Source organism: Dactylosporangium sp. CA-052675 (assembly GCF_050947935.1).
Taxonomy (GTDB): domain Bacteria; phylum Actinomycetota; class Actinomycetes; order Mycobacteriales; family Micromonosporaceae; genus Dactylosporangium.
Genome location: NZ_CP192010.1, coordinates 5,233,774 through 5,253,289 on the forward strand (window position 1 = coordinate 5,233,774; position 19,516 = coordinate 5,253,289).

Sequence of the window (19,516 nt, forward strand, 5' to 3'; positions counted from 1 at the left end):
AATCCTCGTGTCACCTGGTCGCCGTTACGCTCGCCGACGTCACCAAGGCCTGGACCGCCACCGCCGAACCGGGCCGGCGGGTCGTGCTGGTTCCCTGCAAGGCGTCCGTGTGCGGCTTCACCACCGCAATCGTCGTGTGCGGCTTCGGCCGCCGCAATCAAGGCCGGCCGCGCCGGATCCCCGCAGTCCGTGCGGTTTCAGCGCGAGCTGGAGCGTGCTCGGCCTCCCGCCGCGCCAGATGCGTCTCGGCGGCCTGATGCAGGTCGATGTCGTGGACCAGCGTCTTCGCGGTGTCGTCGTCGAGCTCCCCGCGCATCACGGCGTTCACCACCAGGGTCCGCTGCGCGTCGAAGTCCTCCGTGCTCGGCGCCTTACCCGGCGTCACCGTCGCCCAGATGAGCGCCTCGCCCCGCTCCAGCAACGCCTTCGCCCGTTCGCGCTCACCGTTCGTGTCGATCTTCAGGCGGCGGACCAGGGCCCGGATCGTGGTGCCCTGGATGAGCAGCGTGCCGAGGGTGACGAACAGCGCGATCGCCTGGATCGCGTCGCGGCCCGGGAACTCCTCGCCGTTGTGCAGCATCGGCGGGACCGCCGCGGCCGCCGCGAGGGTCAGAATGCCCCGCATGCCAGTCCAGCCGACGATCCACGATTCGCGGGGCGTCGGCGCGCCGAGCGGGCCCTGCCACTCGCCCGCCGACTGGTGCCGGCGGCGACGACCCTGCATCCGGGCCTGCGCACGCCGCGTGACCTTCTCGCGGAACCGGGAATCCGTCTCCATCCGGCGCACGAACGCACGGTGGCGCAGGTCCCACCACCGGAACATCACCCACACCGCGGCGAGTCGGAACACGATCACCGTTACCAGGAGTACCGCGCTGGCTACCAGCGTGATGGTCAGGCCCGGCTTCGCCGAGGCGTGCGCGAGATCGGAGATGACGAACCGCAGCTGCAGGCCGATGTAGGCGAAGACGAACGTCTCGAGCAGGAAGTCCAGCACCGGCCAGACCGCGTCCTCCTGCAGCCGGGTGCGATGCGCGCCGGGGTACTGGTGCTGCGGGTCCAGGGTCGTGTTCGCGCTGAACAGGAACGCGCAGCACACGACGGCGAGGATGCCCGAGGCGTGGATCTGCTCCGCGGTCAGGAACGCGGCGAACGGCAGCAGCAGCGCCAGCGACGTCTCCAGCACCGTGTTGTGCAGCCGCGGCCGCAGCCACAGGGCGATCACCGCGAACACCGCGCCGATGATCAGGCCGGTCACCGCCGTGTACGCGAACAGCCCGAACGCGTTGTCGAACAGCGTCTCCTCGGCCCCGGCCGCGGCCGCGGCCAACCCGAACAGCGTCAACGCCGTAGCGTCGTTGACCAGTGATTCGCCGGTGAGGATTGCTGACACCCGCCGCGGTAGCCCCAGCTCGTCACCGTGCGAGACGGTCGTGATGGTGTCCGGCGGGGCGAGCACCGCCCCGAGCAGGAGCGCCGCCGGCAGCCCGAGCACCGGCATCAACCAGTTCCCGACCAGCCCGACGACCCCCGCCGTCAGCACCACCAGCGTCACGCCCAGGGTCAGGATCGGCCGCAGGTTCTGCGTGAATCCGGAGAACGACGCGTTCCGGGTCGCGGAGTACAGCAGCGGTGGCACGACCACCGCGAGGATGAGCTCACTGTCCAGTTCCAGCCGCGGTACCCCGGGCAGGAACGACGCCGCCGCGGCCAGTATGACCACGACCAGCCCGGGCTGCACCCCTCTGCGGTGCGCGAACGCGGATACCGCGATGCCGCCGAGGATGATGAGCAGCAACTGGACACCGTTCACGAGTGATCACCCTAATGGGGTGGGTCAGCCCGCGCGCATGAACTCGTGTGCGCCACGTAACCGGGTGTGCAGGAGCTTCGCCGCTAGGCCGGTGTCGAGCCGGATGTCACCGGGCCGTCCCGAGCTGCTCGCGGAACGCAGTTTGTCCACGTCGAGCCGGTCGCGTTCGGCGACGAGGACGCCGAGGTCGTACCGGCTGACCGCATCGGCCCCGGCGACGTGGATGATTCCGTGGAAGTCGCCGGCGCCGATCTCCAGCAGCGCGTCGGCGAGGTCGTCGACGTGCACCGGCTTGCGGATCTCGTCGGTGAACAGCGCGCCGTCGACCCGCCCCGCGATCAGGTCGTACGTGAGCTGCTCGTGGCCGCCGTTGCCGTAGCCGACGATCAGCGACGTGCGCACGAGCGCGGCCCCGGGCGCGATGGCCCGCACCGCCGTCTCGGCCGCCGCCTTGGCCGCGCCGTACGGGTAGATCGGGTCCGGCCGGTCCGCCTCCGTGTACTCGCGCCCGGCGCGGCCGGAGAAGATCGCGTCGCTGGACACGTGCACCAGCCGGACCCGGTCGCCGCAGGCCAGGGCCACGTTCGCGGCACCGTCGGCGTTCGTCACCCAGTCGTTGCGGTCGCGCCCGGCCGCCGTGTGGACCACCAGGTCCGGCTCGACGGCATCGACGACGTCGCGGACCGCGTCCCGGTCGCGGATGTCGAGCCGGATCGGGCTGATCGCGGGGCCGGCGCCGCCGCGCACCGCGTCGATCCAGGGCCGCACGTGGGTGCCGAGCACGGTGTGGCCGGAGGCGACGGCGAGCGCCGCCACCCGTTGCCCCAGGCAGCCCGTCGCTCCGGTGATCAGGATTCGCGCCATGGGCATAAGTAGTACCGGAGAGGTACGCGCAGATCGCTCCGTGGCGTGACGTGACCGGACGTGTCGCGTTCCTACCGTCCCGCCATGACAACCGCACGTGACCGCGCCGTCGACGCTCTGCGCGCCGTCGCCATCCTCGGCGTGGTGCTCGGCCACTGGCTGGTCACCGCCCTCGTCGTCGACGACGGCACGGTCAGGGTCGCCAGCCCTCTGCGCGCCGTCCCGGCCCTCGCCCCGGCGTCGTGGCTGTTCCAGACCCTGGCGCTGTTCTTCTTCGTCGGCGGGCTCGTCGCCACCCGGCGCGCCGTCGGCGCACGCCCCGGTCACCGGGCCTGGCTGTCCGCGCGCCTGCAGCGGCTGTTCCGGCCCGTCGTCGTGCTCGTCGCCGTCTGGAGCGTCATCGTGATCGCCGCGACACTGTGGGCGTACGTCGAGCCGGGCGGCCTCGCCGCCGCGCTGCGCTCACACACGGTGCTCAAGCTGGTCGCGTCGCCGCTGTGGTTCCTGCTCGTGTTCGCCGCGCTCACCATGGCGAAGCCGATCGTCGGGCGGCTGCATCCGGCGTGGCCACTCGTCGTGGTGGTCCTCGTGGACCTCGGGCGGTTCGGGCTCGGCGCGCCGGCCTGGACCGGCTGGATCAATCTCGCCGCCGGGTGGCTGGTGCCATTCTGCCTCGGCGCGGCCTGGTCCCGCGGCGCGTTCCGGTCCCGCTCGAGCGCATGGGCGATGCTGGCCGGCGGCCTCGTGGCGACGGTCGTGCTGGTGCGCTGGTTCGGCTACCCCGTGTCGATGGTCGGCGTACCGGGGCAGGGGATCTCCAACCTGAACCCGCCGACGCTCGCGGCCGTCACGTTCGGGATCGCCCAGTGCGGCCTGGCGCTCCTGCTGATGCCGATGCTGCGCCGGGTTATGCTGCGCGAGCGGCCGTGGCGGGCTGTGACCGCGGTGAACCGCTCCGCGATGACGATCTTCCTGTGGCATCAGACGTCGCTGCTGGCCGTGTCGCTGCTCGTGCCGGGACCGCTCGCCGGGCTGCACACCGCGCCGGCGGGGCCGTGGTGGCTGGCCGCCCGCGTGGTGTGGCTGCCGGTGTTCGCGCTCGTCCTGCTGGCCTGCCGGGCACTGTTCCATCGGTACGAGCAGCAGCCCCCGGCACCGACGGTGACACCGTCGCAACCCTCGGCATCGGCGGCGAGCCGGTGACAACCCGGGGTCAGTGGGCGCGGACCGTGCTCGTCCAGGCATGCAGAGCGAACCACGCCGGCAGCGCCCGGCGCAGGTGCTCCGGCCCGAGCACACGCAGGCCACCGTCGCGCTGGGCGTGCTGCCAGGACACGTCGCCGCGCCAGACCTCGGTCAGGCGGCGCAGGGAGCCGTGCACCGTCACCGAGACCTCGTAGCCGGGGTCCGCGTCGCACACGTCGGCCTCGCGGGCGGCGATCACCATCCACCAGGACCGCATCGGGTCCGGCACATCCGTGAACTCGAAGCGCACCACCGACCGGCCGTCCGGAACCGCGTCGTGGTCGACCTGGCGGTGCATGTCCCACAGCAGCAGCTTCGGGTCCAGGTCCGCGTCGCCGAGCTCGCCGATCCAGCGCACACCCCACACCGCGATCGCCTGCACGATCGGGGCCAGCTCGAGGCCGGCGGCCGTCAGCACGTACCGGCCCTCGACGTTGCGGATCAGCCCCGCCACGCTCAGTGTGTGCAGCCGCTTCGACAGCAGCGCCGGGGACATCCGCGGCAGGCCCCGACGCAGGTCGTTGAAACGGTCACTGCCCGCCATCAGCTCGCGCAGGACCAGCATCGTCCAGCGCTCGTCGAGCAGCTCCATCGCCTTCGCCACCGGGCAGAACTGGTAGTAGCCCGCACCCATGACCCGCAGCGTAGGGCCGCGGTCACCGACCGGTCAGGGTTCTGTCTCGAAGGTGTCGCAGCGAGTGGTGATACAGATCTAGTACTAGTTCGCTCACTCGGCGTCGACCTAGCGTGCGCTCATGACCACGCCACTGAAGGACAAACACCGTGCGATCTGGGCCTCCGGGGACTACGCGGCCGTGGCCGCCGACATCATTCCGAGCCTCGGGCCGATCCTCGTCGAGGCCTGCGGCATCGGGCCGGGGCAGCGAGTGCTCGACGTCGCCGCCGGCACCGGGAACGCCGCCATCCCCGCCGCGCTCGCCGGCGCCGACGTCACCGCCAGTGACCTCACGCCCCGCCTGCTCGAGATCGGGCAGCGGCTCGCCGGCGAGCAGGGCGCCAAGCTGACCTGGACCGAGGCCGACGCCGAGGCGTTGCCGTTCGGTGACGTCGAGTACGACTGCGTGATCTCCTGCGTCGGGGTCATGTTCGCGCCGTTCCACCAGGCGGCCGCCGACGAACTCGTCCGGGTCTGCCGGCCGGGCGGGACGATCGGGCTGATCAGCTGGACGCCGGCCGGGTTCGTCGGGCAACTGTTCGGGGCGATGAAGCCGTTCGCGGCCCCGCCGCCACCCGGCGCGCAGCCGGCGCCACTGTGGGGTGACGAGGCCCATGTCCGGGCGCTGCTCGGCGATCGGGTCGAATCCGTGCGGGCGCAGACACGCACGGTGCGTGTCGAGCGCTTCGCGGAGCCGGACGGATTCCGCGAGTACTTCAAGCGCAACTACGGCCCGACGCTCGCCGTCTACCGGCTCCACGCCGACGACCCGGCCCGCACCGCCGAGATCGACGCGGCGCTGGACGAGCTCGCAGCCCGGTTCCGGGCGCCCGACGGCTCGATGGAGTGGGAGTACCTGCTGCTCACGGCCCGCCGAGCGTGACGCGGCCGGGTCGCTTCGAAAGGCATCAAAAGCAGATGGCTCGGGCCCGCGTCAGTTGCGGACCGTCGCTCCCGCCAGACAAATGGGCGGTCCCGATGGCCTTCGGCCGGAGGGGACCGCCCAGCCAGGTCCGCGGTGTCAAGGGCGAGGACCATCGCGTGCCCGGCGTCGAGGGGTAACTGCAACCGCGTCCCCGACGCCGGGTGATCCCCACCGGGGCCGGCCGGAGCTGCGCCGGGAGCGGCTGCCCCGATGGTGTCGCACGAGAGACCGTGGGTGACCAGGTAGCCGCAGGGTGCGATGGCTTCAGGCGCCGCGGACGTCCTCCGGCGCTCGCCACCGACCGTGTGCACCTGCTTGCGACCTCGCTGGGACCCCCGGGTCTCGCCCGAGAAGGTGGACGCCACCTGGACGCCAGCCGTACACAACCCGCACGCCCGGGCTCGCTCCGCGAGGCTTCGCGGGGAATGCGGCCGTGCATCTACAAGACTGCGTCGATCCGGGCGAACGTCCACACGTTGAGCACGGGACCCCCGTGCGGATCGTGATGATCAATTCGCGGATGGTTGACGGTGCCCGTGCCGGGATGCCCTGGTGCCTGGCGGGCACCGTTAGTTACTCTTCGGTAGGTGAGCACTGAGGCTTTCGTTTTCGATGCCATCCGCACGCCTCGCGGCCGGGGGAAGAAGAACGGCTCGCTGCATGGCGTCAAACCCATCTCGCTGGTCGTCGGGTTGATCGACGAGCTGCGCCGGCGCAATCCCGGTCTCGATCCCGAACGGATCGACGACGTCGTGCTGGGCGTCGTCTCGCCCATCGGCGACCAGGGATCCGACATCGCCCGCATCGCCGCGATCGCCGCCGGGCTCGGGGAGACCGCGGCCGGCGTGCAGCTGAACCGGTTCTGCGCCTCGGGGCTCGAGGCGGTGAACATCGCGGCCCAGAAGGTGCGCGCGGGCTGGGAGGACGTCGTCCTCGCCGGCGGCGTCGAATCCATGTCCCGCGTGGCGATGGGCTCCGACGGCGGCGCCTGGGCGATGGACCCGGAGACCAACCTGGCCACCAGTTTCGTGCCGCAGGGCATCGGCGCCGACCTCATCGCGACCATGGACGGCTACAGCCGCGAGGACGTCGACGCCTACGCCCTGGAGTCGCAGACTCGCGCTGCGAAGGCGTGGGCGGGCGGCTACTTCACCCGTTCCGTGGTGCCGGTGCGTGATCGCAACGGGCTCGTTGTGCTCGACCGCGACGAGCACATCCGCGAGTCGTCGATGGACGGGCTCGGCGCCCTGCCCGCGTCGTTCGCCAACATCGGCGAGCTGGGCGGGTTCGACGCCGTGGCGCTGCAGAAGTACCACTGGGTCGAGCGCATCGATCACGTGCACACCGCCGGCAACTCGTCCGGGATCGTGGACGGAGCGTCATTGGTGCTGGTCGGCAGCGAGGCCGCCGGCCGTGAGCACGGCCTCACCCCGCGGGCGCGGATCGTCTCGGCGGCGGTCAGCGGCGCCGACCCGCTCATCATGCTCACCGGCCCCGCCCCGGCCAGCCGCAAGGCCCTCGCCAAGGCCGGTCTGACCGTCGACGACATCGCCCTGGTCGAGATGAACGAGGCGTTCGCCGCCGTCGTGCTGCACTTCGCCAAGGACATGGGCTTCGCGCTGGACCAGGTCAACGTCAACGGCGGCGCGATCGCGATGGGTCACCCACTCGGTGCGACGGGCGGCATGCTGCTCGGCACGCTCGTCGACGAGCTCGAGCGCCGCGGTGAGCGTTACGGACTGGCCACGATGTGTGTCGGTGGCGGCATGGGTATCGCGACGATCGTCGAGCGACTGTGAACCGGGGGAGCGACGTGGAGATCATCCGTTACGAGCGCGGCGGGGACGGCGTCGTCCTGCTCACCATGGACGACCCGGCCCGATCCGCCAACACCATGAACGCCGCGTTCACCGAGGCGTTCACCGCCGTGGTCGAGCGGCTGTACACCGAGCGGGCCGACATCACCGGCGTCATCCTGACCTCGGCGAAGAAGACCTGGTTCGCGGGCGGCGATCTCGATCTGCTCGGAAGCCTCGGCCCGGACCAGGCGGCCGAGATCATGGCGTCGACCACGCACTTGAAGCAGCTGCTGCGCCGGCTCGAGACGCTCGGCCGCCCGGTCGTCGCGGCGATCAACGGCTCCGCGCTCGGCGGCGGCCTGGAGCTGGCCCTCGCCTGCCACCACCGCATCGTCGCCGACGATCCCCGGGTCGAGATCGGGTTCCCGGAGGTGACGCTCGGCCTGCTGCCCGGCGCCGGTGGCGTGGTCCGCACGGTGCGGATGCTCGGAGTGACTGAGGCGCTCATGCAGGTACTGCTGAAGGGACAGCGGCACCGCCCGGCCAAGGCGCTCGAGGTCGGGCTCGTCCACGAGGTGGTGCCGGCCGACTCCCTCATCGACCGGGCGCGGGAGTGGATCGCCGCGAACCCGGACGTCGCGCAGCCGTGGGACGTCCCCGGATACAGGATTCCAGGCGGTACACCCAGTAACCCCAAGTTCGCCGCGAACCTCCCGGCCTTTCCGGCCACGCTGCGTAAAGAACTCAAGGGCGCTCCGTATTCGGCCCCGCGCAACATCCTCTGCGCCGCCGTCGAGGGCACCCAGGTCGACCTCGACACCGCGTTCGTCATCGAAGGCCGGTACTTCGTCGAACTCGCCACCGGTCAGATCGCCAAGAACATGATCAAGGCGCTCTTCTTCGACCTGCAGACCGCGAACTCGCGCGGTGCCGGGAACATCACGTTCCGCAAGGTCGCCGTGCTCGGGGCCGGCATGATGGGCGCCGCGATCGCTTACGTGTGCGCGAAGTCGGGCCTCGACGTCGTGCTCAAGGACGTGACGCTGGAGGCGGCGCAGAAGGGCAAGTCGTACGCCGAGAGCCGCCGCCACGACCAGGCGCTCCTGGACCGGATCACCCCGACCGCGGACGTCGCCGACCTGGCCGGCGCCGACCTGGTCATCGAGGCCGTGTTCGAAGACCCGGGCCTGAAGCACAAGGTATTCGCCGAGATCGAGGACGTCGTCGCGCCCGACGCGCTGCTGTGCTCCAACACCTCGACGCTGCCGATCTCCCTGCTCGCCGAGGGTGTTCGCCGCCGCGCCGACTTCATCGGCCTGCACTTCTTCTCGCCGGTCGACAAGATGCCGCTCGTCGAGGTCATCCGCGGCGCCGAAACCTCCGACGCGGCACTGGACAAGGCCCTGGCGGTCGTACGGCTCCTGAAGAAGACGCCCATCGTGGTCAACGACAGCCGCGGCTTCTTCACCAGCCGGGTCATCGGCACGTTCACGATGGAGGGCCTGCGCATGCTCGCCGAGGGCGTGCCGGCCCCATCGATCGAACAGGCCAGTCTCCAGGCCGGATATCCGGCACCGGTACTGCAGCTGATGGACGAGCTCACCCTCACCCTGCCACAGAAGATCCGCAACGCGACCGCCGCCGCGACCAGGGCCGCCGGCGGCACCTGGACGCCGAGCCCCGCCGACGAGCTCATCGACCGGATGGTGGACGAGTTCGGCCGGCCGGGCCGCTCGGGCGGGGCGGGCTTCTACGAGTACACGGACGGTAAGCGCACCGGTCTGTGGCCCGGGCTGCGGGAGCACTTCGCGGCCGGCTCGGTGTCCGTGCCCTTCGCCGACATGCAGGAGCGGATGCTGTTCGCCGAGGCCCTCGAGACCGTCAAGTGCCTGGACGAGGGCGTGCTGACCTCGGTGGCCGACGCGAACGTGGGCTCCATCCTCGGCATCGGCTTCCCGGCGTGGACGGGCGGGGTGCTGCAGTACATCAACCAGTACGACGGCGGCCTGCCCGGCTTCATCGCCCGCGCGGAGGAGCTGGCCGAGCGGTACGGCGAGCGCTTCACTCCGCCGCCGCTGCTGCGGGCCAAGGCCGCGGACGGCTCGACCTTCGTGTGATCGACGGGTCCGGGGCGTCCGCACTTCGACGCCCCGGACCCGTCGGCCGACGTTCGACGACGGTGTACGCGCCGCCGGTTCCGCGGGGATTCCTGGCATGACGTGCTCGCCCGTATCTTGGCGCGATGGGCATGTACGAGGAGTACAAGGAGATTCCCGCGGCTCTGCTCGCCCGGCTGCTCGAGCGCCCCCGGGACAGCGCCTGGGTCGACGGTCTGCTGTTCGAGGAGCACCGCTGGGGCGCGGCCGCGAGCCGCTCGACCCTCGCCGACGACGACCTTCGCGCCCGTTTCACCTGGCCCCACCTGGCCTTCTCGACCGAGCAGCGGCGCCGGCTCGGCTCCTACGACTGCGGCAAGTACCCGGACCCGGACTGGTTCGCGCACTTCCTCTTCGCGGCCGATACCGCGGAGCGCATCGACCTGACGGGCGCGCTCAGCGACGACTTCGACGAACGGAACGCCGCCTGGAAGAAGCTCGTGGCGGTGCCGGTCGAGGTCGCGCACCACAGCGCGTACCGCGAGGGCGACCAGGAGTACGGGTTCGGCACCGACGTGCCCGGCTACGGCATCAGCGGGTACCGCACGGCCGAGGACCTGGCCGCCGTCTGGGGCAAGATCGAGCGCGTCCTCGCCAAGTACCCGGAGCTCGCCGGCCGCGTCGTCGAGCAGTTCGAGGCCGAGATCCGGTACTACCACGGCTGTGTCGCACGGGGCAGCGTCGACCTGAGCGTGTGCTGGTAGCGGGCCGGTTTGGACCTGCAGGCGGTCTTTTGGCGAGACGGTCGTCGGGTGCCTGACCGGTCACCGCGTCCCGGGTCGCCGCAGTCAGACACCTTCGGATCTCAGTGGATGTCGTCGCGTGCCAGGTAGCCGTTGCCGGATGCCTTTTAGAGCTCAGCGGATGTCGTCGCGGTCCCGGGTCGCCGTTGCCGGGTGCCTTCGGAGCTCAGCGGATCAGGTCGCGGATCGCCGCCGCCAGGCCCTCGGGCTCGATCGCCTCGCCGGTCACCACGGCCTGCAGCATCGCCCCGTCGACCAGCGCACTGATCGCCCGCGCGGCGGCGTCCCCGGTCCGCGGCGCCAGCATCGCGTGCACCCCGTCGAGCCACGCCCGCGCCAACGGCCGCAACGCCGGTACCCGGGCCGCCGCGAGATACAGCTCGTACTCGAGCAGCGCCTTCGGCTGATCCGCCACGTACGCCGCGACCAGCCGGCTCAGCGCCCCCGCCAGATCGTCCGGCTCCCGCTCGATGGCCGCCCGCCAGTCCGCGAGGTCTGCGGCAACCGAGTCGCTGACCAGCGCGAGCCCGGCCGCGATCAGGTCGGGGAGGGTGGGGAAGTAGTACGTCGTGGCCCCCAGCGGCACCCCGGCGCGGCTCGCCACCATCCGATGCGTGGTCTTGCCGACCCCGACCTCGGCCACCACTTCGACGACGGCCGCGGCGAGCGCTCGCTTGCGCCCCTCGGGGTCCCGCCGCGCGTTCACCACGTGTACTCCCTCGTCACCCTCGGTATTACCGACATGCCGCACACGCCGCGGCACCGATCCCTTCGCGAGCCCCCGACCGGAACTGCACGAGCGTGGCCCGGTCCATGCCGTGCACGCCGCGGATCCGGCCGGGCGCCGGCGTTCGACGTCCTCGCCACTGCCAGCCGCATTCCCCGAGGTGCTTGGACCAGGATCGGTCAAGCGATCCGGCTCGAAGCCAGTGGCCCACCGTCCGAGTCGATCCGTACACGAGGCCCGGCGCGGTCAGTGCGCCCCGCCGAGGTTCAGCACCACGACGCCCGCGATCACCAGCCCGACACCGAGCACCTTCAGCAGGCTGAGCGGCTCCCCGAGGAACACCGCCCCGATCGCCACGATGGCGGCCGTCCCGAGTCCGGACCACATCGCGTACGCCACCCCGACCGGCACCACCTTCACCGACTGGGCCATGAACAGGAATGCCAGCGTGTAGGCGACGAGTACCCCCAGCGTCGGCCACAGCTTCGTGAACCCCTCGGTGGCCTTGAGCAAGCTGGTTCCAGCGACCTCGACGGCAATGGCCAGACCCAGCATCACGTACGCCACGGAAACCTCCCCAGATCACGTGGACTTGTACGATCGTACTAGTTCGCGGGAGGGCCCTGTCAGGCTCGCGAGTCGCGACGCCGGCCCCGCGGGTGGGCGCTGTGGCGACGGCCGGCCTTCTCGACCGAGCGGCGGCGCCGGCTCGGCTCCTACGGCTGCGGCACGTTCGCCGCCGCGGCACCCACCGACGAGAGGTGGCGATTACCGAATAACTGCATTACCGGTAATCGCAATGCCGGTAATGCAGCCCCGGTTACTGAGCGTAGAACCGAGTGCTCGTCAGGCTGGGCCGGAGCCGCTCGAGTCACCCGCTTGCGAGCGCTTCGAGGACTTCGTCGCTTTGGCCGCTTTCGCCGCCTTGGCCGTTCGACCCGAGGAGCCCGACCCTCTGGATTGTGCAGGAGCCGGCGCGGTCGTAGGGGGCGCGGTCGGTTTCGTCGCAGGCTGACCTGCATCCGGCCGCTTCACCTCCTGCGATCCCGGCTTCGAACCAGCGGCTCCCGTGCTGTCCGAGGCCTGGCCATTGGCCGGAACACCCGGTGACGTCGCACCGTCAGGCGCGGACCCGCCGCCCTTCCGTGCACTACCGTCAGTCACCGCCCCGGCCTCGGCCGCGGAGCTCGTTGCGATGGCCGGGACGTCCGCCGTCCCTGTGCCCGCCGGAGCCGCCGTGGCGGTCGCCGGCTCGGTCTCGGTGGCTGAGGTGGCCGAAGTGGTCGCCGAAGTGTCCGAGTGCGTTCGGGTGGCCGCGATTGCCCCGGCGGCCGCGGCGGCGTTCGGCACGGTCTCGGTCGCCGAGCCGGCCTCAGTGGCCGGGACCGCCGAGGAGGCCGAGGTCTGCGAGCCGGTCAGCGGCACTGTTTCGGACGGCGCCGATTGCGACGACGCTGTTTCGGACGGCGCTGTTTCGGACGGCGCGGCCCCACCGCTCGCTGACGCGACTCCACCACTCGCTGAGACGGACCCGGCCTCGGTACCGGCCGACACCGCGGAGCCGGTCGCCACCGCAGGGTCGTCCGGGCTCGCCGAGTCGGCCGCGGCCACCGCGCCATCGGCACCAACGACACCGCCGCTCACCAGCAGCGCACGTCGGCGCCGCCGCGAGCGGATCACCGCGAACACCCCGACGGCGATCATCAGCACACCCAGCACCCCGATGCCGATCACGATCCGGGTGATGTCCTGCAGCGTCAGGCTCTGCAGAAACGACCGATCCACGGTCTTGGGTGCCTGTGCCTGCACGGTCGGTGCCGCAGACGGCGCCGCTACCGGGGCATACGGTGTGTACCGCAGAATCGAGCTCGCCTTCGGCTGATCCGACGTCGTCACGAACTCGGTGCCGTCACGCGTGTAGGCGATGCCCTCACCCTGCGGCTCGCTCGGCAGCGGCGTGATTCGCGGCACCGACCCGCCCGTGATCGCATCGACCACGTTACCGTCCGTGACGTCGAACTCGTACGCGTCGGCCATCGTGCGCACCACCGCACGCTTGCCGTCCGGGCTCAGTGCCGCACCGGTCACGACCGAAGTGCCGAGGATGCCGTACGGGTTCGTCGTCCCCGTCGCCTGCGGCCGGAACGAGCCGGCCCGCGTCAGTGCCGCCGGATTGGCGTTGTTGGCCGGCAGGGGCTGCGTGAGCGTGTACACCTCGCCGACCGGGTCCTTGGTGATGATCACCGGGCGGCCCTCACCGTCGATGATCAGCGCCTCGGCGTCGCGGGCCTTGCCGTCGGGGTACGCCAGGCGGTGAATGACCGGCGTGTTCTGCCCCGGCGCGAGGCTCCACAGCGCGATCGACGAGCGCCGGTTCCCGGAGCCGCCCGTCAACGTGGTGTTGTCGCCGATATCCGCGACCCACAGCGTGCCGTCCTTCGCGATCGCGAGGTCCTCCGGGTCGAAGGCGCTACTGGGGTACCCCACGCTGCGCGTCACCGCACACTGCTCGTTCAGGAAGAAGATCTTCTCCCGCGCCCGCTCCACGTTGCTGTCGTTGATGACCGCGTAACCGTCCGCGGTCGCCACGATCCCCGAAATCTCGGTCAGCTGCGGGTCGCTCATCGTGCACACGTTGCTACCCGGAATGGACGGGCCGAGATTCCGGTTCGAGGAGCCGGACGCGCTCGGCCCGGGGCTGGGCGCCTTCTGCGGCACCGGGGACCCCAGCGCCGGCGCCGGACTCCCGAGCGCCACCACCACCGGCGCGACCACAAACAACACGGACGCCCCGATAGCGCCCCCGACCCGCTGCAGCATGCGCGACAGTGTCGCAGACACGCCTGAGAAACCGGCCACAGCCCGCCCCGAATCCGATCATGCCCACCCGGTCCGCCACTCCCCGGCGACGGACCCGCCAACGTCAGTCCTGAGAGAGACGGGCCGCGATACCCGGACGTTGCAGTCCGAGCCCGAGGCATTCACCGTAGTCGCGGCATCACCCGCCGTTGACGACCCCGTCCGTGCGCCGCGCAACGAGGCGCCATCGGTGGAGCGTGACGCTCCGGCTACCGACGCGCGATGCCAGACTGCCGAGTCGGCTGCGGTGGGCGATCCGGGTCGGCAGTGGTGAGCGAGCCGCGTAAGGCGGCGGTAAGCGGGCCGGGTCGGCAACGGCGGGTGAGTCGGGTGAGGCGGCGGTAAGCGGGCCGGGTCGGCAACGGTGGGTGAGCCGGGTGAGGCATTGAGCGCGCCAGGTCGGCAGCGGTGGACCGATGTGGCCCGCTCACTCCGCCGACTTGGCTCGCTCGGCCGACATGGCAAACAGCGGCCGTATAGGTCAGGTCGCAGACGGAGCCGACGCGGCTGAGGCGGCCGCCGTGTCGGTCGTTCGCTCCGACAACGCCGTCGTCTCGGCCGGTCGCGCCAACGATGCGGCCGAGTCAGTCGGCGGCTCCAACGACCCCGCCATGCCAATCGGTCGCGCCAGCGATGCGGCCGTGTCAGTCGGTCGCTCCGGCGACCCCGCCGTGACAGTCAGCGGCTCCGACGACGACGCAGCCGCGTCGGCCGAAGGATGCGATGGCGCCGCCGGGGGAGTCGAACGCAGCAGGAGCACCGCCCCCGCGATCGACACCGCCAGCAGGATCGCGCCGATGGTGAAGGCGAGCCGGTAACCGTCGGTGAGCGCGACCGCCTCCGTCCCGCCCGCGCGCAAGTGAGCGCCGGTGCGTGACGCGGCCACAGTGGACAGTGCGGCCACCCCGATCGCCATGCCGAGCTGCTGGGTCGTGTTGAACAGCCCCGATGCCAGGCCCGCGTCGTCCGGGCGGGCGCCCGACATGCCCAGACCCGTGATGGCCGGCAGCACCAGCCCCCCGCCCGCGATGAGCAGCATGACCGGCAGCAGATCCGTCGCGTACCGGGCCTCGACCGGCAGCCTCGTCAGCCACCCGAGCGCCGCGGTGAGCAGTGCCAGGCCGGCGATGAGGATCGTGCGCTCGCCGTAACGGTGGATGAGCCGCGCCGACACGCCCAGTGACACGGTGGCGATGGCGAGCGCGGCCGGCAGCATCGCCAGGCCCGTCTGCAGCGCCGAGTACTGCAGCACCCGCTGCATGTACAGGGCGATCAGGATCTGGAACGAGAACATCGCGCCGATCATCAGGATCTGCAGCGCGTTCGCGCCGGCGACCTGCCGTGAGCGCAGCACGCGCAGCGGCATCAGCGGCGTTCGCGCCCGGGCCTGGCGCAGCACGAACGCGGCCAGCAGGACGGCGGCGGCGCCGGCCGTGAGTGGACGGTTACCGCTCGTCTGGACCACGGCGTAGATGCCGGTCATCAGGCCGGCCGTCACCAGGAGTGCACCGAGCACATCCGCTCCGGCGCGCAGGCCGAGGCCGCGGTCGTTCGGCAGGTACGGCACGGCGAGCGCCAGCGTCGCCACGCCGATCGGCACGTTGATGAGGAAGATCCAGTGCCAGCTCAGGACATCGGTGAGCACGCCGCCGAGGACCTGGCCCAGGGACGCTCCGGCCGCGCCGGTGAACGAGAACACGCCGATCGCGCGCGCCCGTTCGCGCTGCTCGGGGAACAGGGTCACGAGAATGCCGAGGCTGACGGCGCTGGCCATCGCGCTGCCGACGCCCTGCAGGAATCGGGCCGCGATCAGCATCCCGGGGCCGGTGGCCAGGCCGGCGAGCACGGACGCGGCGACGAAGACGACGGTTCCGGCGAGCAGGACCCGCTTGCGTCCGAGCAGATCACCGAGGCGACCAGCGAGCAGCAGCAGGCTGCCGAACGCGATCAGGTACGCGTTGATCACCCACGTCAGGCCCTCGGGCGTCAGGCCGAGATCGCGCTGCATGACGGGCATCGCGACCGTGACGATGCTCCCGTCGAGGATGACCATGAGCATGCCGGTCGCGAGTACGGCGAGCGCGAGCCATCGATTCTGTCTCATAGGACCGACCGTAGCAGATCGTCTGTAACGAAACCATCTTTCAGTGGACGAATCTTGGGATCGACGCCGGGAACGATGGATCAAACTCGACGGCGGCCGGGGCGTGGCCTCGATCGGCGACGACGACACTGCGCGGCGTCGGCCCCGCTCATCGGCCAACCGGCGAGGCGAGCGGAGAACGTGGCAGCGGCCGCCGACGACACGCGCGGTCGGTGATCAGGCCGTGCCCGACGTCGAGGCGGAGCTGACCCGTGCGTGGCCAGCGCTCCGAAAAGCCCCGGCGACCGCCGCGGCCGTCGCGCGCCGTGCGCGGCATGTCACTGACGAGCGCGGCGTACGCCCTGCGCCTCGACCGGCGTCGCCAGGTGACCCTGCGTCAACCGGGTCAGGGCCCGGACCAGCACCGCCCGCTCGTCCTCCGGCAGCGCGTCCAGCACCGCGGCGTGCACCGAGTCCGCGATCTCCTGGCTGCGGGCCGCCATCTCCGCGCCCTCCGGCGTGACCGCGATGATCCGGGCGCGCCGGTCGGTGCTCGACGGCCGGCGCTGGGCGTACCCGGCCTTCTCGAGCGCGTCGACGGTCACCACCATCGTGGTCTTGTCCATCCCGCCGATCTCGGCCAGCTGGATCTGGGTGCGCTCCTCGCCCAGTGCATGCGTGAGCACGCAGTGCATCCGCGGCGTCAGGCCGATCTCCGCGAGCGCCGCCGTCATCTGCGTGCGCAGCACGTGGCTGGTGTGGTCCAGCAGGAACGACAGGTCGGGCGTGAGCGTGGCGGCCATGTCACCCAGCATAGATACCCGGGCGAGGGTACCGCTTCCGGTCGATGCCCCGACCAGCGCTCACGTCACGGCGTGCGCGGATGCTCGCTGTCGGTACCGGCTCGGGTGCCCGAAGGACGCCACGACCGCACGTCGCCACCGAACTGGCGTGATCGCCGGGGAGCGCTACGTTGGGCTAGGCCGGCCCGTCGGTTCGCAAGAGGAGCCGGCGGGACGCTAGAGTAGAGCGTTCGGGCAAGAAAAAAGACGCCACCAGGGCGTCGATTGCTAGATGTTAGCCGACTGGAGAGCGGATTGTCAAACCCATCCGACACAGCCGACATCGTCGAGGAGCAGGGGCGTCTGGACACGCTCTACGGGCACCTCGACCGCCTGCGTGAGGAGGCGTCGGAGCAGCTGACGAGGACGCTGCTGCAGACCGGGGGCACGCCCGCGGACCGTTCGCACCGCGACTCGCAGACGGCGCTCTACACGGACCGGATCGCGCAGTACAGCGCGGTCGAGAACGGGCTGTGCTTCGGGCGGCTCGACTTCGCCGGAGACGAGGTCCGGTACATCGGCCGGATCGGGATCTTCGACGAGGAGAACGACTACGAGCCGCTGCTGATCGACTGGCGGGCCCCGGCTTCGCGGCCGTTCTACCTGGCCACGGCGGCCGCGCCGGACGGGGTGCGGCGCCGCCGGCACATCCGCTCCGTGGGGCGGACCGTGACCGGGCTCGACGACGAGGTGCTCGACCTCAACGAGGCCCACGCCACCGGCCGCGGCGCGCACGACGGGGTGACCGGCGAGGCGGCGCTGCTGTCCGCGCTCACCGCGTCCCGTACGGGCCGCATGCGCGACATCGTCGAGACCATCCAGGCCGAGCAGGACCACGTCATCCGGGCCGACCTGGGCGGTGTCCTCGTCGTGCAGGGCGGCCCCGGCACCGGCAAGACGGCCGTCGCGCTGCACCGCGCCGCCTACCTGCTGTACACGCACCGCCAGATGCTCTCCTCGCGGGTCGTGCTCATCGTCGGGCCCAACGCGACCTTCCTGCGGTACATCTCCCAGGTTCTGCCGTCGCTGGCGGAGACCGGCGTGCTGCTGGGCACCATGGGCGACCTGTTCCCGGGCGTCGTCGCCGACCGGGAGGAGCCGGCCGACGTCGCCGCGATCAAGGGCCGCGCGGAGATGGCCGAGGTGCTGGCCGAGGCGGTGCGGGACCGGCAGCGGGTGCCGGCCGAGCCGATCACGCTGCACCTGGACCTGCTCGACGGCGGCGAGGTCGTGCTGGAGCCGGCCGTGATCGAGGACGCCCGCGAGCGCGCCCGCCGCTCCGGCAAGCTGCACAACCTCGCCCGCCCGACGTTCGACACCGAGATCATCCACGCGTTGTCGCTGCTGGTGGCGGACACGATCGGCATCGACCCGTACGCCGACGATCCGCTCGGCGGCGACGACGCCCCGGGCGACCCCCAGCTGCTCGACGAGGCCGACCTCGCCGAGATCCGCCGCGAGCTGCGGGGCGAGGCCGAGGTGCTGGGTGCCCTGGACTGGCTGTGGCCGATCCTCACCCCGCAGCAGCTGCTCGCCGGGCTGTTCGCGTCCGACAAGCGCCTGGCCGCGGCCGGGGCCGATCCCCGGCTCAAGCGCGCTCCCCGGGAGGGGTGGACGCCGGCCGACGTACCACTGCTGGACGAGGCCGCCGAGCTGCTCGGCGAGGACGAGACCGTCCTGGAGATCCTGGCCGAGCGGCGGCGACGGCAGCAGATCGCCTACGCCGAGGGGGCCCTGGAGATCGCGTTCGGATCGCGGTCGATCGACGTCGAGGACGAGGACGACCCCGAACTGCTCTCCGTCACCGACCTGCTCGAGGCCGACCGGCTCGCCGAGCGGCAGGACGAGGGCGAGGCGCTCACCCCGGCCGAGCGGGCCGCCGCCGACCGCAAGTGGGCGTTCGGGCACGTGATCGTCGACGAGGCCCAGGAGCTCTCGGCGATGGCGTGGCGGCTGCTCATGCGCCGCTGCCCGAGCCGCTCGATGACCGTCGTCGGCGACGTCGCGCAGACCGGCGACCTCGGCGGCGCGTCGGCGTGGGGCGACGCGCTCGCCCCGTACGTCGGGGACCGCTGGCGGCTGCGCGAGCTCACCGTCAACTACCGCACGCCCGCCGAGATCATGTCGGTCGCGGCGCTGGTCCTCGCCGGGATCGACCCGGACCTCGAACCGCCGCGGTCGGTGCGCCAGGCCGGCGTGGAGCCGTGGGTGCGCGGCGTCGGCGAGTCCCGCCTCGGCGACGCGCTCGCGGAGGCGGTCGAGCAGGAGGCCGAGGCCGCCGGCGAGGGCCGCCTGGGGGTCATCCTGCCCGGAGGGATTTTCGAGGATTTGGTACCGCATGTGCGAAAGGCAGCCCCCGACGCCGCCATCGGCGAGGAGCCGGACCTCACCACCCGGGTCGTCGTGCTGACCGTCAAGCAGGCGAAGGGCCTCGAGTTCGACGGCGTCATCGTGGTGGACCCGGAGCGGATCGTGGAGGAGTCGCCGCGCGGCGCGAACGACCTCTACGTGGCCCTGACCCGCGCGACGCAGCGGCTCGGGATCCTGCACCCGGGTTCGCTGCCGGACTCGCTGCACGCGGTCATCGGCATGTGATCGGGGAGGGGGGAAGTCGGGAGCGTGATGGGTCGGACTCCAGCACGCTCACCGAACCGAGAGGAGCGTAGCAACCCCTCCACGGGCCCCCTCACCGGAGGTGTCCGGTGTCGTTGCCGCAGCACAGCGCCGGGGACGTGGCCGAAATCGTTCACAGGTCGTCCCCGGCGCCGGCGATGGTCTCCGGTG

General features: G+C 71.4%; 14 protein-coding genes. 6 read left to right on the plus strand and 8 right to left on the minus strand.

Features of this window, described 5'->3' with window-relative positions:
- Positions 1-157 precede the first annotated feature (157 nt).
- Together ACQP1P_RS24140 and ACQP1P_RS24145 are read right to left on the minus strand one after the other, a co-directional pair.
- Positions 158-1,813, minus strand: a complete 1,656-nt coding sequence (locus ACQP1P_RS24140; RefSeq protein WP_433089706.1) for a cation:proton antiporter — start codon at positions 1,811-1,813, stop codon at positions 158-160.
- Between the two features lie 24 nt (positions 1,814-1,837).
- The gene (locus ACQP1P_RS24145) at positions 1,838-2,677 is read right to left on the minus strand and encodes an SDR family oxidoreductase (RefSeq protein WP_433089708.1); all 840 of its coding nucleotides are present in this window, start codon (positions 2,675-2,677) and stop codon (positions 1,838-1,840) included.
- Between the two features lie 84 nt (positions 2,678-2,761).
- On the opposite strand from ACQP1P_RS24145, the gene ACQP1P_RS24150 reads away from it, so the two are divergent.
- The gene (locus tag ACQP1P_RS24150) at positions 2,762-3,880 is read left to right on the plus strand and encodes an acyltransferase family protein (protein ID WP_433089709.1); all 1,119 of its coding nucleotides are present in this window, start codon (positions 2,762-2,764) and stop codon (positions 3,878-3,880) included.
- A gap of 10 nt (positions 3,881-3,890) precedes the next feature.
- On the opposite strand, the gene ACQP1P_RS24155 is transcribed toward ACQP1P_RS24150, so the two are convergent.
- A complete protein-coding gene (locus ACQP1P_RS24155) occupies positions 3,891-4,556 on the minus strand; it encodes a winged helix-turn-helix transcriptional regulator (RefSeq protein WP_433089712.1) in 666 nt (221 codons plus the stop codon).
- A 121-nt stretch (positions 4,557-4,677) separates the two neighbouring features.
- Here ACQP1P_RS24155 and ACQP1P_RS24160 point away from each other — a divergent pair, with 121 nt between their 5' ends.
- The 4 genes from ACQP1P_RS24160 (at position 4,678) to ACQP1P_RS24175 (ending at position 10,182) form a co-directional block, all read left to right on the plus strand.
- The gene (locus ACQP1P_RS24160) at positions 4,678-5,481 is read left to right on the plus strand and encodes a class I SAM-dependent methyltransferase (RefSeq protein WP_433089714.1); all 804 of its coding nucleotides are present in this window, start codon (positions 4,678-4,680) and stop codon (positions 5,479-5,481) included.
- Between the two features lie 629 nt (positions 5,482-6,110).
- Entirely contained in the window at positions 6,111-7,322 is a 1,212-nt protein-coding gene (locus tag ACQP1P_RS24165) for an acetyl-CoA C-acetyltransferase (RefSeq protein ID WP_433089716.1), read from the plus strand.
- A 65-nt stretch (positions 7,323-7,387) separates the two neighbouring features.
- The gene (locus ACQP1P_RS24170; RefSeq protein WP_433090104.1) at positions 7,388-9,439 is read left to right on the plus strand and encodes a 3-hydroxyacyl-CoA dehydrogenase NAD-binding domain-containing protein; all 2,052 of its coding nucleotides are present in this window, start codon (positions 7,388-7,390) and stop codon (positions 9,437-9,439) included.
- Positions 9,440-9,564: 125 nt separating this feature from the next.
- Positions 9,565-10,182 (plus strand): hypothetical protein, encoded by a 618-nt coding sequence (locus ACQP1P_RS24175; RefSeq protein WP_433089718.1) that lies wholly within the window; start codon positions 9,565-9,567, stop codon positions 10,180-10,182.
- 205 nt (positions 10,183-10,387) lie between these two features.
- Here the strand turns inward: ACQP1P_RS24175 and ACQP1P_RS24180 are convergent, their stop codons facing one another.
- The 5 genes from ACQP1P_RS24180 to ACQP1P_RS24200 form a co-directional block, all read right to left on the minus strand.
- Positions 10,388-10,930 carry a TetR/AcrR family transcriptional regulator gene (locus ACQP1P_RS24180; protein ID WP_433089720.1) on the minus strand — a complete coding sequence of 181 codons (543 nt, stop codon included), beginning with the start codon at positions 10,928-10,930 and terminating at the stop codon, positions 10,388-10,390.
- Positions 10,931-11,194: 264 nt separating this feature from the next.
- The gene (locus ACQP1P_RS24185; protein WP_433089722.1) at positions 11,195-11,515 is read right to left on the minus strand and encodes a DMT family transporter; all 321 of its coding nucleotides are present in this window, start codon (positions 11,513-11,515) and stop codon (positions 11,195-11,197) included.
- 279 nt (positions 11,516-11,794) lie between these two features.
- Positions 11,795-13,768: a hypothetical protein gene (locus tag ACQP1P_RS24190; RefSeq protein ID WP_433089724.1), complete on the minus strand. Its 1,974-nt coding sequence runs from the start codon at positions 13,766-13,768 to the stop codon at positions 11,795-11,797.
- A gap of 520 nt (positions 13,769-14,288) precedes the next feature.
- Positions 14,289-16,070, minus strand: a complete 1,782-nt coding sequence (locus tag ACQP1P_RS24195; RefSeq protein ID WP_433089725.1) for an MFS transporter — start codon at positions 16,068-16,070, stop codon at positions 14,289-14,291.
- Between the two features lie 158 nt (positions 16,071-16,228).
- Positions 16,229-16,693: a MarR family winged helix-turn-helix transcriptional regulator gene (locus ACQP1P_RS24200; RefSeq protein ID WP_433089727.1), complete on the minus strand. Its 465-nt coding sequence runs from the start codon at positions 16,691-16,693 to the stop codon at positions 16,229-16,231.
- 294 nt (positions 16,694-16,987) lie between these two features.
- Between ACQP1P_RS24200 and ACQP1P_RS24205 the strand changes: the two genes are divergently transcribed.
- Positions 16,988-19,327 (plus strand): HelD family protein, encoded by a 2,340-nt coding sequence (locus tag ACQP1P_RS24205; protein ID WP_433089729.1) that lies wholly within the window; start codon positions 16,988-16,990, stop codon positions 19,325-19,327.
- Positions 19,328-19,516 lie beyond the last annotated feature (189 nt).

Bases quoted from the DNA above. Each gene is read 5' to 3' on its own strand.
- ACQP1P_RS24145 (WP_433089708.1), bottom strand. From the start codon at position 2,677: ATGGCGCGAATCCTGATCACCGGAGCGACGGGCTGCCTGGGGCAACGG.
- ACQP1P_RS24150 (WP_433089709.1), top strand. From the start codon at position 2,762: ATGACAACCGCACGTGACCGCGCCGTCGACGCTCTGCGCGCCGTCGCC.
- ACQP1P_RS24155 (WP_433089712.1), bottom strand. From the start codon at position 4,556: ATGGGTGCGGGCTACTACCAGTTCTGCCCGGTGGCGAAGGCGATGGAG.
- ACQP1P_RS24160 (WP_433089714.1), top strand. From the start codon at position 4,678: ATGACCACGCCACTGAAGGACAAACACCGTGCGATCTGGGCCTCCGGG.
- ACQP1P_RS24170 (WP_433090104.1), top strand. From the start codon at position 7,388: ATGGACGACCCGGCCCGATCCGCCAACACCATGAACGCCGCGTTCACC.
- ACQP1P_RS24175 (WP_433089718.1), top strand. From the start codon at position 9,565: ATGGGCATGTACGAGGAGTACAAGGAGATTCCCGCGGCTCTGCTCGCC.
- ACQP1P_RS24190 (WP_433089724.1), bottom strand. From the start codon at position 13,768: ATGCTGCAGCGGGTCGGGGGCGCTATCGGGGCGTCCGTGTTGTTTGTG.
- ACQP1P_RS24200 (WP_433089727.1), bottom strand. From the start codon at position 16,693: ATGGCCGCCACGCTCACGCCCGACCTGTCGTTCCTGCTGGACCACACC.